The sequence below is a fragment of the Thalassospira lohafexi genome (genome assembly GCF_002844275.1).
GTDB classification, from domain to species: Bacteria; Pseudomonadota; Alphaproteobacteria; order Rhodospirillales; family Thalassospiraceae; genus Thalassospira; species Thalassospira lohafexi.
In genome coordinates this window covers 26059-38931 of record NZ_NXGX01000003.1, presented here as the reverse complement: position 1 = coordinate 38931, position 12873 = coordinate 26059, and the positions used below count along the sequence as shown (strand labels likewise).

The window sequence follows — 12873 nt, the reverse complement described above, 5'->3', positions numbered from 1 at the left end:
GTTTACTCCTGTGTTGGCCTTCGCCGCAGGAGGATCGTGATCATCAGAAAAAGAAAAGAAGTCTGAAAACACAAAGCCGCCTGCAAGAATGAGGCGGCCGATTGTTTTAGGGCATGTTTTTTGGCCACCCGCTTATGCGAGCCACCACCAACGATTTGCAATAAGGATCGGGTTCATGCCGTGTGTTTTCATGACCCAAAACATGGGGGCAAAAAATTCGGGCGTCAAGACTTTTACGCTGGAGGGTTTGATTCCGCGTCTTTTAGTTCAAGTTGCAGGGGGTGATGACAATGTGGACAGGTCAGAATTTCGTCGCTTTCGGTGCGATGGACATCGCGAATGTCTTCGACAATTGATTGGGCCTGCTCATCGCTGATGCCAAGGTCTTCTTGATGGGATTTTAGCTTGTTGCGCACACGGTCGGTCAGGCGTTTTCCCAGCAATTGACGGGTTGCCTGATGGCGATATGCGGTTTCACGCCGGCGTAGTTCACTGTTAAAGGCCGATGCCAATATACCGGCCGGAACAGCAACAATACCAATCCCGGTCAGCGAAATGATACTGGCAAGGAATTTACCAAACGGCGTGATCGGAACGACGTCGCCATACCCGACAGTGGCAAGGGTAATCACGCTCCAGTAAAGCGCATCAATCAGGTTGCCGAACGCATCGGGCTGGGCCTGATGTTCTGCAATGTAAATCGCCCCGGCACTGAAGACCAGCATACAGGCAAGGGCGGCACTGGCGGCGCCAAAGATGCCTGCCTGCTGACGAAATACCAGCAACATCAATTCCAGCCCGGTGGAATAACGGGTGAATTTCAACAGCCGTAACAAGCGCACGATACGGACGAAGCGCAGATCAATGGATGTAAATATCCACAGGATAATTGGCAGAATGGCAATCAGGTCGATCAGCGCCATCGGCGTCAGCATGTATCGTAAACGCGCCCAAGCGCCTGAAAAGCGGGGGTCGTCGGGGGCGGACCAAACGCGCAAGGCGTATTCGACGGTAAAGATCAGGGTGCAGACACCCTCAATGACGGCAAACGCGATAAAATAGCGATCAGCAAACTCGTCGACCGAGTCAAAAATCACCGACACAACGTTGATGATGATCGCACTGGCCAAGACCAGATGGACAATCAAGGATAGACGCGACTTCCGGTCTACACCATGAAGCAATGTCTGTACCTTTGATCTGAATGTCCTTTTCATCGGCGCGTATCCAACTGGCAACTCTTGATGATCGTGCCCGGTGATCTTCGCGCCAATCGTTTCAGAAAAGGTTAAGCATAGACCCCAAGGGGTTAGTAGCCCTTGGCCGCATGGATGAAGTCGGCAATCTTACGCGCATCCTTCACACCCTTTATCTTTTCGACACCCGATGAAACATCCGCCCACGGTGCGCCGGAAATTTTGATGGCCTCGGCAACATTATCGGGGTTAAGGCCACCGGCCAGCATCCAGTCGCTTTTGAAATGGCGTCCGGTTAACAACGTCCAGTCAAAGGACACTGCATTTCCACCCGGAAGGACGCTGTCCTTGGGTGGTTTGGCATCAAACAACAGGAAATCAGCAATGCCGTCATAGTCAGACTGGGCTTTGTCGATGTCGTCTGCGGTGCTGACCGAGATTGCTTTCATGACTTTAAGGCCAAAGCGCTGTTTGACTTCGGTCACGCGTTCCGGGCTTTCTTTGCCATGCAGTTGAATGACGTCAAGGTTGCCGGCTTCAATTGCGGTTTGCAGGGCTTCGTCACCGGCTTCAACAAACAGACCTACCTTGAGGATGCTGTTGGGGACCTGTTTCGTCAGGGTGGTGGCCCCTTTGAGTGATATATGGCGCGGGCTTGGTGGGAAAAAGACATACCCCAAGGCATCTGCCCCGGCACTCATGGCCGCAATCAGGGCGTCTTCGCTGTTGATCCCACAGATTTTCACCATGCAGCTCATTGGGGCATCCTGTTTTGTCGTCACGCAAATCATAAGGGGGCATCGTGGCACCCATGCTTTCCATTAGCAGAAAGCACCGCAGTCCAACAGGATATTTACAATTTTACGTGGCTTTGCACTGGCAGGAATGCCTTCGCTGCGCTATTTTCCGCCCATGAGCAAGAATACAGACCCTGCCGCGGGCGAAAACGGCGAAAACACAACCCACTTTGGTTTTCGGGACGTTCCTGAAAACCAGAAGGCATCCATGGTGCGCGAGGTTTTCGACACTGTCGCGTCCAAATATGACCTTATGAACGATCTGATGAGCGGCGGCGTTCACCGTTTGTGGAAAGATTCATTCATTAACGAGCTAAAGCCGCGTCCGGGTATGAAATTGCTCGACGTTGCCGGTGGGACGGGTGATATCGCGTTTCGGTTCCTTAAAAACGGCGGCGGGGCGGTTACGGTCTGTGACATCAACTATGAAATGTTGCATGTCGGGCGTGATCGTGCGGCGGATCACGGCATCTTGCAAAACATCAACTGGACCGTTGGTGACGCGCAGAAATTGCCGCTCCCCGATCAGTCGGTTGATGCCTATACAATTGCCTTTGGCATTCGCAACGTGACCCGCATTACCGAGGCTCTTTCAGAAGCCTACCGGGTATTGCGTCCGGGTGGAAAGTTTCAGTGTCTTGAGTTTTCCAAGGTTGTCGTGCCGGGGTTTGATAAGCTTTATGATACCTACTCGTTCAAGCTTCTGCCAGAGATTGGTCGGATGATTGCGGGCAACCGCGAGGCATATCAGTACCTTGCCGAAAGTATTCGCCAATTCCCCGATCAGGAAACTTTTGCGTCGATGATCCGTGATGCCGGGTTTGAGCGGGTGAAATATCGCAATTTGTCGGGCGGGATTGCTGCAATCCATTCCGGCTGGCGGGTTTGAGGAACAGTAACGAATGATCCGGTTTGTTCGGAACAGTTTTCGCCTGCTTGGCATGGCACGGACCTTGGCGCGCCATGATGCGCTGTTTCCGTTGGCCCTTGTCCCGGGTGGCAAGCTACTTGCCTTTTTTGCCCGCCTGACAGCACCCTTTTCACGCCGATCCGATTTGCCGCCGGGACGCCGTCTTGCGCGTGCACTTGAAGAACTTGGTCCGGCCTTTATCAAGCTTGGTCAAACGCTTGCCACCAGATCCGATCTGATCGGGGATGATGTGGCTGCGGATCTATCTTCCTTGCAGGATCGTTTGCCGCCATTTTCAGTAAAAATTGCCAAGCGCATCATCACTGAACAATTGGCCGAACCGTTCGATGTTTTGTTCGATCAGTTTGATGATGAGCCGGTTGCAGCGGCATCAATTGCGCAGGTGCATTTTGCCACCACGCCCGATGGGCGCGAAGTGGCGGTTAAGGTTCTGCGCCCGGATATCAAGGTGCGCTTTGCCCGTGATCTTGATCTGTTTTACTGGGTTGCAGAGATTGTCGAGCTTACCCAGCCGCGTTTGCGTCGTCTGAAACCGATTGAAACAGTCAAGGCGCTGGAAGACAGCGTCCATCTTGAAATGGATCTGCGTTTTGAAGCCGCGGCCGCCTCGGAATTTCGTGATAATTTCGACAGTGACCCGACTTATTACATTCCCCAGATTGATTGGGAACGGACCGCCGAACATGTCATGACCATGGAACGGGTCAAAGGGGTTCGGATCGATAATGTCGAAGCCCTTGACCGTATGGGCGTTGATCGTTCGGCCCTGTTGGCAAAGGCTGCGGGTGCCTTTTTCCAGCAAGTATTCCGTGACGGTTTTTTCCATGCCGACATGCATCCGGGCAATTTGTTTGTTGATGAAACCGGACAGGTCAGCGTCGTTGATTTCGGCATTATGGGCCGGGTTGATAAACAGACACGCCTGTATCTGGCCGAGATGCTGTTGGGCTTTTTGACCCGCGATTATCATCGTGTGGCGGAAGTCCATTTTGAAGCCGGTTACGTTCCGCGCAACCAGTCGCTTGAAAATTTTCAGCAAGCCTGTCGTTCGATTGGTGAACCGATTTTGGGCAAGGAACTGGCCGATATTTCGGTTGGGCGTTTGTTGGGGCAACTGTTTCAGGTTACCGAACAGTTTGGCATGGAAACCCAGCCACAGTTGTTGATGCTGCAGAAAACCATGATCGTTGCCGAGGGGCTTTCGCGTATTCTTAGCCCGAATGAGAATATGTGGGAATTGTCCCGGCCATTGATCGAGGAATGGATGCGCGAAAATCTTGGCCCGGAAGCCAAAATCAAGGAAGCGACCCTGCAGGCCGGTTCGATGCTGCGTCGATTGCCGCGCGTGCTGGAAGCCGCAGAACAGGCGGCTTCGGTCTTTACCGATCAGGGACTTCGCCTGCATCCTGATACGATTGCCGCCATGCGTGGAAAAGCGTCAAATGGTCAGGGCAAAAGTACCGGGTTTTCGCGCCATACCTTAATCCTTTGGGTGGCGATTGCCGCATTGGGTGCGGCAGTTTTCCTGAAATAACACCTAAAGCAGGGACGTATCTGATGGCTGAGCAAGACTGCATGGTGGAAATCAGCACGGACCGTGCGCGTATTGACCATGCTTATTGCTATGACGTGATCGCCAATTCCTATTGGGGAGGTGGACGCACACGCGGCGAGTTTGATAAATCCGTTGAAATGTCGGTGCCGGTTGGAGCTTATTGCGACGGTAAACAGGTCGGTTTTGCCCGTGTGGTCAGTGATTTGATCGCGCTTGCCTATGTCGCGGACGTTTTTGTTGATCCCGATTACCGTCGGCGGGGCATTGCGGCAAAGATGATCGATGCCTTGCATGCGCACCCTGATTTGGCGCGGGTCAAACGTTGGCTTCTGGCGACCCATGATATGCAGCCGTTGTATCGAGCGCATGGGTATGAAGACCTTGATGACCTTATGATGATGCGGGTTGATGAAGAGGCTAAAAGCCGAAAACCATTGCGATAGCAGCGGGGTTCACGAATGGCTCGGCTGGAATGTCATCAGCCCCAAGAATACGCAGAACACAAAAGAAACCGCCGCCACGGACAAGCCGGGCGGCGGTTTCTTTTTAATGCAGATATTTGGTTAGCTTTCGCGAACCTCGGCAAGGAAGTTGCCAACTTCGTCGCGCAGCGTACCCGATTGGGTGTTGAGCTTATCAGACGCGCCAAGCACCTGATGTGCTGCCTCCCCGGTTTGACGGGCGGCAGCTTGCATCTCGTGGATATGGTTGGTGACTTCCTGCGTGCTTTGAACAGCCTGCTGAACCGAGTTTGAAATCTCGGTGGTTGCCTGACCTTGTTCTTGCACAGCCGCCGCAACTTCGGTGGCGATTTCGTTTAAGTTGGAAATGATGCTGGTGATGCCATCAATGGCACCGACGGCGTCCTGTGTTGATCCCTGAATGCCGGAAATCTGTGCCGAGATATCCTCGGTCGCGCGCGCAGTCTGGTTGGCAAGGTTTTTGACCTCGTTCGCGACCACGGCAAAGCCCTTTCCTGCATCACCGGCACGTGCGGCTTCAATCGTTGCATTCAGGGCCAGAAGGTTGGTTTGTTCGGCGATGGCCTGAATGATTTGGACAACTTCACCGACTTTCTGTGCCGAAACATCAAGTCCCTGCACCATTTGGTTCACGCGGTTGGCTTCGGTGCTGGCGTTTGCCGTGATGTTGGATGTTTCATTGACCCTTGCGCTGATGTCGCGAATGGACATCGCAAGTTGTTCGGCCGCACTGGCCACAGTTTCAACGCTGTGATTGGCTTGTTCAACCGCGGCAACAACGGCCTGAGATCCGGCTTCGTTTTGCTGAACGGCCGCAACCATGGTTTGGGCAACTTGTTGCATCTCACCCGAAGCACCCGAAACACCGTCAACAACCCCCATGACGGTTTGTTCGAACCGTCCGGCAAGGCCCGCCATGGCGTCCCGACGGTTGGCTTCTGATTTGGCACGTTCTTCTTCGCGCTCATGATCAAGTTGGGCTACGCGTTTGGCATTTTCCTTAAAGATTTCGACAGATGAGGCCATCTCACCGATTTCATCGTTTCGGCGACTGCCCGGAACATTGATATCAAGGTTGCCGTCGGCAAGGGCCGCCATCGCGCCATTGATCTTCACCATCGGGATCAAAATCTGTTGGCGCAAAACGAACCATGTGACGCCCAGAAGGACAATCAGGATGGCGGTGGCAAGGGCCAGTTGGACAATGACGGCCTGTTTCACCTCGGCATTGACGCGATCAAGGTTCCAGGCCGTGACCAGCATGCCACGATACATGTCGGCATCGCGGCGTTTGGAATATTTTGTGATCGGGGATGCGACGATAACAGCGTCGTCAGAAATAAAGCTGATGACTTCCTTGTTCTCGATTTGCTCAAGATAAGGTTCGATCAAAGCAGTCAGGTCATGTTTGGGAAGGGTTTCGGACTGGTAGCTACCGATGGCATCGCCATTGGGATTGATCGCAGACAGTGTTGCCAGCTGTGAACCTTCCTTATCGGTGATCTTGCGAAATTCTTTTTCGACGGATGCCCCATCCATCGCGATAAATCCGGGCTGAACGGCGGTCGACAGCATTTCGGTTTTTTCGACCGATTCATTGTACATGATTTCAATCATGGCATTGCGCTGTGACACGGTCTGAATGGTCATCATTGCGCCAAATCCGACGACCAGCAATGCAACAATAACGAGAATAACTTTACGTCCGACAGATGTGCCGGATCTTTTTAGTTCGGCCATTTAAGGTCTCCCGTCCTTTGAAGCCATTTACACCCAGTTTCCCCAAATACCCGGTCAGCTGTGTCGTTTCCGGTGACGACTGTTCTTGCTGATCGGTTTTGTGGCCAATTGTTGTTCAGGCTTGCACCCACTGAACCAATCGACTTTTTTTGTTGCCTGCCGTGGGGCAGGAAGGCGTCACACGTTCTCGTGCAACGGTTGTTCTTAATCAAAAAGCTACTCTAAAGGATCACATTATCGAAACAATAATCGATGGTTTTGGCGATAATTCGGTTTGGGGGAATTCAATTGGATAAATCCACTCAATCAGGCGGTATTTTTTGGTAAAATATACTAGGGTGCTCATATGTACGGGGCTGTCGACTCGGTTTGATGTGAATTGGCGGCACCTTAAGCGAGGCTTGCTTGTGCAAAAGCAATGGGTCCAGGTTGGTCATGATCTGGGGCGGGGGAACGTAGATGGCTAAAACCAGTACAACCACAAAGAAACGGGCGACTAAGAAAACGTCGAAAAGCCCGACCAGTCGGAAACCGGCACAGCCGAAAAAAACAGCATCAGAAGAAACAGCGGTGGTTCAGACCACGCTGTCACCTGTCCCCGATGTTCAGACCGTGCAAAAGGCGGTGCAAGATGGCAAGAAAACTGACCCTGAAACGGCATTGGTACAAAAGCGTCGTGTTGTGAATGATCTGTTCCAACGTGGGCTTGCTGCCCATCAGGCTGGTCAAATTGATGATGCCATCCGTCTTTATAGTGCAGCCTTGCGTCAGAACCCCGACCAGCCAGACGTTTGGAATAACCTTGGTGTTGCCCTGCGACGGAGCAAACGGTTTGCAGCGGCCCTGATTGCTTATCGCCGGGCGGCGGATCTGCGTCCGGAAAATGCCGGGCTATGGTCGAATATGGGCAATTGCCTGCGTGAAATGATGCGCTTTGACGAAGCACTCGCCGCCCATAAAAAGGCGATTGAGCTTGATGATACAATCAAGTCGCATACGTTTAATACTGGTCTTGTATATCGTGATTTGAACAAGTTTTCAGACGCCCTTGGCTACTTCAATCGTGCATTGGCGATGGACCCGGAGTATGTCGATGCCAATTGGGACAGTGCGCTCGCACATCTGGCGTTGGGGGATTACGCCAAGGGATGGGCGGGGTATGAAACCCGCCGCCAACTGGCCGACAATCCTATCCGTCCGCTCGACCTTGCGCCAGAATGGGATGGCAAAGGCGATTTGCGCGGTAAACGGTTGTTACTGCGTGCCGAACAGGGGTTTGGTGACATGATCCAGTTTGCCCGGTTCATTCCGTTGGTTGCCAAACGTGCGGCGCATATCATTGTCGAGTGCCGTAAGGAACTGATGCCGATCATGCGCACCGTATCAGGGGTTGGAACCGTGGTTGAAAAGGGGCGTGCATTACCGGAATTTGATCTGCATGTGCCGCTGCTTAGCCTCCCACATGTTTTGGGCATTGGCGAAGCCGACCTGAAAAAGATTTCTGCTGATCCGTATCTGTCTCCGCCTAAAGGAAAGCAAGTGCGTTTGGCGCCCCCTGCGGGCACGGTGCTTAAGGTTGGGTTGATTTGGGCGGGTAAGCTTAATCCGCGCGACCGTTCCTGCCCGCTTGATACGCTGCTTCCGATTTTGTCGGCCAAAGGAGCTGCGTTTTACAGTTTTCAAGTTGATGATCGCCGCGCGGATATTGAAAAAATCGGCGTCACGGCCTTTGTCACTGACCTTGGCGATCACATCCATGATTTCGGCGACAGTGCTGCCTTGATGCAGGCGATGGACCTGATCATCAGTATCGACAGTGCACCGGCCCACTTGGCAGGCGCAATGGGAATTCCGGTCTGGATGCTGCAACTTTACACAACGGATTGGCGTTGGCTGGTTGATCGCGCTGATAGCCCTTGGTACCCGTCCATGCGCATTTATCGCCAACAAAAGCCCGCAGATTGGTCTACGCCAGTTGAAAAGCTGTCAGCTGATTTTTCCACGTTATTGCAGGCGCGTCTTGGCAGCACGAAGGTTGATCAGCAAGACTGATGTTATCTGATTGCCGTGCGGGCACAGGCGATTCCCCACTACTTTGAATGCTGTAACTACCTGAAAGGTTAGGTTGTTTACTCTATTGAGTAGTTACATAATGGTTTTCGAAAATGCATGATGCCTTAAGTAGTATAACTATCTTGGAATGCTAATTAGGGAATTTCGGGGTTGGGGAATGCATTCAAACTAAGCCTTCTTGTCGCGTTCTTGTCGGTGTTCTGGGGGGAACAACTTGCGGCGCAGGATTTGGAAATTCGTGGTGTAAAGGTTGTGCATCCTGATTTCCCGGTCGCAATGTGTGATTCCGGCGGTGAAGGTCGCACGTGTGAGCGCATGGTCATGGGGAAAGATTTCCCTGATCAGATCGTTTTTTATTCCCATGATGATCAAAATTTCGGGGCCTACCAAATCCGCTTTCTGGATGAGCAGGACGTGTACTGGATTCCTGACGATATGATTGTGGTTGAGGGTAAGGAAATTGCACGCAGGCCGGTTGTTTGCGGTGGAGAAATAGGCGCACTTGGCGGTAAGGGGACACGTGGTGCAGGCGCTGACTGCATTGCGGCTAAGGGGAATTGATTGTGAAAAAATTTGGTTTGATCGTGCTGGTTGGTGCCTTGACGTTGGCGGGGTGTGTCAAGGACATACCGTTTGTTACAACTTCGGTACCAGAGAACGGGAAGTTTATTGATCAGGTAGAGTTTGCCAAAACACATATTTACACGGCAGATGAAATTCATGCTGCAAAATCCGAAGTGATGCGCCAATCAATCGGCACGGCACCGATTACCGACTTGCAGGACTATGCCCAAGAGGTTCTTGACAGGATTGTCGCAGTTGCACCGGTGGGTTCGCCAAAAGCCGAAATCATGCTTATCGGCAATTCAGGGCCGGGTGCACGTGCCGCACGAGAGGGAGTTTTGTTCCTGTACCACTCCGCATTCGACTATTTGCGGAGTGAAGATGAACTCGCCTTTCTGATTGCGCATGAATACAGCCACGTATTGTTACAGCATACCCCGGAAAACCTGTTTTCGGTGCTGCGCCCCTATCTTTTGACGGCCGCGGATGTTGCACTGGGAAATTCAGGTAGCCAGAGTGACCTCCTGCGCAAAGCGGGTCAGATGTATGGCAGTGATTTGATCCTGCGTGATTTGCTTCTGCCAAACTGGGATCGTAGCCAGGAACGTGAAGCGGATTATCTTGGGCTTGATCTGATGGTAAGGGCTGGATACCAGCCAAAAGGTGCTTCGGGTTACTTCGAAGTTGCGCAAGAAGCCGAAGAAAACTTTGACGCACGTTATCAGGTCACACGCAACCAGCTTGAGCTTTTTCTTCAAGCACAGTTCCAGCCTAAGGGGCAGGACAATGTGCTTCTGAACCAGTTTTTGTCAGAGTTTGGCGAAGCCGTAAGCACAGTGCAGCAGCAACTATCGGCCAAACACGATGACGCCTCAGAAAGGGCCGAAGAGATTTTTGCCTATGGAATGCGCGAATATATGCCCGAACGTACCAGCCGGATGATTCACAAGGAACCATTTGATAGCTTTATTGAACAAAACAAAACGGCGCTGGACAATTACCGTATTGCGAGCGAGATCATTCAAACTTTGCAGCAAGATGATCGTGAGATTGATTTCCGTGCACTGGAGGCTGAGGCCAGGAAAGCGGTTGGCGGAGATACGGAAAATCACCCCTATACACGCTGGGCCTTCGCCAAAGTAAGGGAACGCCAAGGGAATCTGAAAAAAGCGCTTCAGAATATCGACTTGATTGATGGCGAAGATGACGTGCTGGCATTGCCAGTTGAAATGAAACGGGCAGAGATCATGAAATCGCTTGGCGATGTGAAATCGGCGTACCAGCGCGTTGAACAGGTCGCTACTTACTATGAGTGGCCACTTGAGGCATACCGTTTCCTGTATCCGATTGTTAAAGCCAGTGGCAATAAAACGCGTGAGAACGAGCTTCTGATCGGATGTGTTGCACGCTATCCACAGCAGCGTGCCTTGTGTGCGGGACAAGAATCCACAATGCAAATGTCCAGCATGTAAATGGTAGAGGAATCGGATCCCGGTGCCGCCGAAGAAAGGGCGGTAATAGTTTTACGACTGAGACCATTCTGGTGGGGTGTTATCAACGTCCTGATTGCCGTTGCTGTCCTGTGTGTTGAACCGGACTCGATCGCCAATGCGGTTGACGATTACAGTTACGCGGTATTTGGCAAGACAGTCGGCGGGCCGATTTATCGCGGCAAGAGTACAGATGATATCGGTGTTGTCTTGCTGGATGATGAATCGCTGGCGGGGCTGAAATCAAGCTGGCCTGCAGTTTACGGCTTGCACGCAGAAGTCTTGCGCAAGTTGCTGACAGCGGCGCCAAAAGCGGTCTTCATCGATTTTACATTTCGTGACCGGCGTACAGAGGCACCCCCAACTGGCGGTGAGCCCGGTGAGTGGTTGCCGGAACGTTACGTGCGTGATGACAGCTTGATGATGCTGGTCAATACGTTGCAGATGTATCAGATGATGGGAATTCCGGTATATCTTCAGGCCGGAGCCCTTAATTTTTATCAACATCACGCAGTTTTGTCCGAACTGGCACCTTATGTGACGCTGGTGGCGGGGTGGGGGGATGCACGCGGGCGGGCAGATGTTCGCGCTTTGACATATCCGATGTTTCCAGAATTGCGTAATGCCGATGATTCTTATGGGGCATCCGATGTTGCCAATTTACCCCTTTGCGATGATGCACGGATGCGCAGCACCGGTAACGGGAATTTGCGCGGGTGCGATGTCGCCGGAATCACCGCAGCCGCACCAACAATTTATCAACACCTCTGTTCAAAGGCCGAGCGCGCCGGGTCACTTGAACGCGGTTGGACATGCGATGAGAGCCTTCTTATGCCCTCCAAGGATGACAAGGCGGGATGGCTGACCTGGAAACAGGACGTGAGGGGACGGCCGATGTGGCTGTCATGGCCGGACAAGCAGGCCGATTATACAAGCTGGACCAAGGCATATGACCAGCACTGCAATGTTGTTCGACCTTATGAGTGTTCGCAGGATACTGAGCAGAGTGCTGTTATGCGCAGCATACGCAATCTGTTGGCGTTGTTTGGGGTAACCCAGCAGCCCGAAGTAAAGTGCGCACCGTTTCAGACAATTTCTGCGGAGCAGGTTTTCCGCGAAACGCCAAGTGCAGGGCGATGGGTTGATAATTTCAAAGGCCGGATCGTTATGTATGGGCAGAACCTGCAAGGATTTCAGGATATTGTAAGGCCTCCGACAATTGATGTGGATATTCCCGGTGTCTTCATTCATGCCATGGCGCTGGAAAACCTTTTGAGTAACGGGGAAGGTTATCTTTCCGACCGTTCAACGTTCAGCAGCTGGTTGAACGCCGATCTAGTTGAAATAGCCACCTTGGTTGTCATCCTTACGTTGCGCTTTGGTTTGGGGTGGATTGCGCGAAAGAGTTTTCCTGCTATTCCTCCCGCAAAGTTGGTTACGGAGAAGGAATGCGGATTGTGCGAGTATGTTGTTGGTATGTGCGCAAGCAAGTTCGTGGCTCTGATGCGGATGGTACGGTTTCTTCCCAGCATACCGAGGGCTGTTTTTGTTTGGTGGACCGGTAAAAATTCAAGTTCAACCGGCTTTGATCGTGAAAGCAGACAACTGGCACGAAACTGGTTCATGTTTGGGATTTGCGTGCTGGATTTGGTTGTAAGCGTTGTGATTGTCACTTTTGGTGCAATTGTTATCGAATTTTGGGTTCTTGCGATTGCGCCGGTAAACTGGATGGCCGTCATTGGCCTTGGGATGTTGAGTTACATACCTTTCGTGCGTTCATTGTTTGCCGATGAAGCCTAGCTTCTGACTCCAGGTTCCCCAAACGGAGAAGACGGATCAACGTATTGAAAAGCAAGATATAGTTTGATTGTTCGCTGAAAGCATGATGTTGGTGGAGTAACGCGAAAATCGCATTGCGTTGCCGCGCCCCTTGCCAACATCGCAGACAAAGCGTAGGTAAGCGCCTTAATTTTGTAGATAGCAGACCTTAATGGTGTGTCATCGATTACGATCTGAATAAACCCGTTTTGGCCAACAGATCTGGC

At 52.1% G+C, this 12873-nt stretch carries 10 protein-coding genes; 7 read left to right on the top strand and 3 right to left on the bottom strand.

Features of this window, described 5'->3' with window-relative positions:
• Positions 1-233: 233 nt before the first annotated feature.
• Positions 234-1217: an ion transporter gene (locus COO92_RS07110; RefSeq protein WP_101301023.1), complete on the bottom strand. Its 984-nt coding sequence runs from the start codon at positions 1215-1217 to the stop codon at positions 234-236.
• Between the two features lie 92 nt (positions 1218-1309).
• The gene (locus COO92_RS07105; protein WP_101301021.1) at positions 1310-1954 is read right to left on the bottom strand and encodes a phosphoribosylanthranilate isomerase; all 645 of its coding nucleotides are present in this window, start codon (positions 1952-1954) and stop codon (positions 1310-1312) included.
• A gap of 154 nt (positions 1955-2108) precedes the next feature.
• Here COO92_RS07105 and ubiE point away from each other — a divergent pair, with 154 nt between their 5' ends.
• From ubiE to COO92_RS07090, 3 genes are read left to right on the top strand one after another with little or no spacing between them, the layout of a single operon-like run.
• Positions 2109-2882, top strand: coding sequence for a bifunctional demethylmenaquinone methyltransferase/2-methoxy-6-polyprenyl-1,4-benzoquinol methylase UbiE (ubiE, locus tag COO92_RS07100; protein ID WP_101301703.1), 774 nt, complete (start codon positions 2109-2111; stop codon positions 2880-2882).
• A gap of 13 nt (positions 2883-2895) precedes the next feature.
• Entirely contained in the window at positions 2896-4458 is a 1563-nt protein-coding gene (gene ubiB / locus COO92_RS07095) for a 2-polyprenylphenol 6-hydroxylase (protein WP_101301019.1), read from the top strand.
• Positions 4459-4481: 23 nt separating this feature from the next.
• Complete coding sequence (locus COO92_RS07090; protein ID WP_101301016.1) at positions 4482-4922, top strand: GNAT family N-acetyltransferase; 441 nt, start codon at positions 4482-4484, stop codon at positions 4920-4922.
• 120 nt (positions 4923-5042) lie between these two features.
• Here COO92_RS07090 and COO92_RS07085 read toward each other — a convergent pair whose 3' ends face one another.
• Positions 5043-6701, bottom strand: a complete 1659-nt coding sequence (locus COO92_RS07085) for a methyl-accepting chemotaxis protein (protein WP_101301013.1) — start codon at positions 6699-6701, stop codon at positions 5043-5045.
• Positions 6702-7160: 459 nt separating this feature from the next.
• Here COO92_RS07085 and COO92_RS07080 point away from each other — a divergent pair, with 459 nt between their 5' ends.
• From COO92_RS07080 to COO92_RS07065, 4 genes are all read left to right on the top strand, one after another.
• Complete coding sequence (locus tag COO92_RS07080) at positions 7161-8753, top strand: tetratricopeptide repeat protein (RefSeq protein ID WP_101301011.1); 1593 nt, start codon at positions 7161-7163, stop codon at positions 8751-8753.
• Between the two features lie 171 nt (positions 8754-8924).
• Positions 8925-9335 (top strand): hypothetical protein, encoded by a 411-nt coding sequence (locus COO92_RS07075; protein ID WP_101301009.1) that lies wholly within the window; start codon positions 8925-8927, stop codon positions 9333-9335.
• Positions 9336-9337: 2 nt separating this feature from the next.
• Positions 9338-10810 (top strand): M48 family metalloprotease, encoded by a 1473-nt coding sequence (locus COO92_RS07070; RefSeq protein ID WP_101301007.1) that lies wholly within the window; start codon positions 9338-9340, stop codon positions 10808-10810.
• Positions 10811-12628, top strand: a complete 1818-nt coding sequence (locus COO92_RS07065) for a CHASE2 domain-containing protein (protein ID WP_101301005.1) — start codon at positions 10811-10813, stop codon at positions 12626-12628.
• Positions 12629-12873 lie beyond the last annotated feature (245 nt).

Excerpts from the sequence above, each read along its gene's own strand:
- COO92_RS07110 (WP_101301023.1), bottom strand. The coding sequence starts at position 1,217 with ATGAAAAGGACATTCAGATCAAAGGTACAGACATTGCTTCATGGTGTA.
- COO92_RS07105 (WP_101301021.1), bottom strand. The coding sequence starts at position 1,954 with ATGAGCTGCATGGTGAAAATCTGTGGGATCAACAGCGAAGACGCCCTG.
- ubiE (WP_101301703.1), top strand. The coding sequence starts at position 2,109 with ATGAGCAAGAATACAGACCCTGCCGCGGGCGAAAACGGCGAAAACACA.
- ubiB (WP_101301019.1), top strand. The coding sequence starts at position 2,896 with ATGATCCGGTTTGTTCGGAACAGTTTTCGCCTGCTTGGCATGGCACGG.
- COO92_RS07090 (WP_101301016.1), top strand. The coding sequence starts at position 4,482 with ATGGCTGAGCAAGACTGCATGGTGGAAATCAGCACGGACCGTGCGCGT.
- COO92_RS07085 (WP_101301013.1), bottom strand. The coding sequence starts at position 6,701 with ATGGCCGAACTAAAAAGATCCGGCACATCTGTCGGACGTAAAGTTATT.
- COO92_RS07080 (WP_101301011.1), top strand. The coding sequence starts at position 7,161 with ATGGCTAAAACCAGTACAACCACAAAGAAACGGGCGACTAAGAAAACG.
- COO92_RS07065 (WP_101301005.1), top strand. The coding sequence starts at position 10,811 with ATGGTAGAGGAATCGGATCCCGGTGCCGCCGAAGAAAGGGCGGTAATA.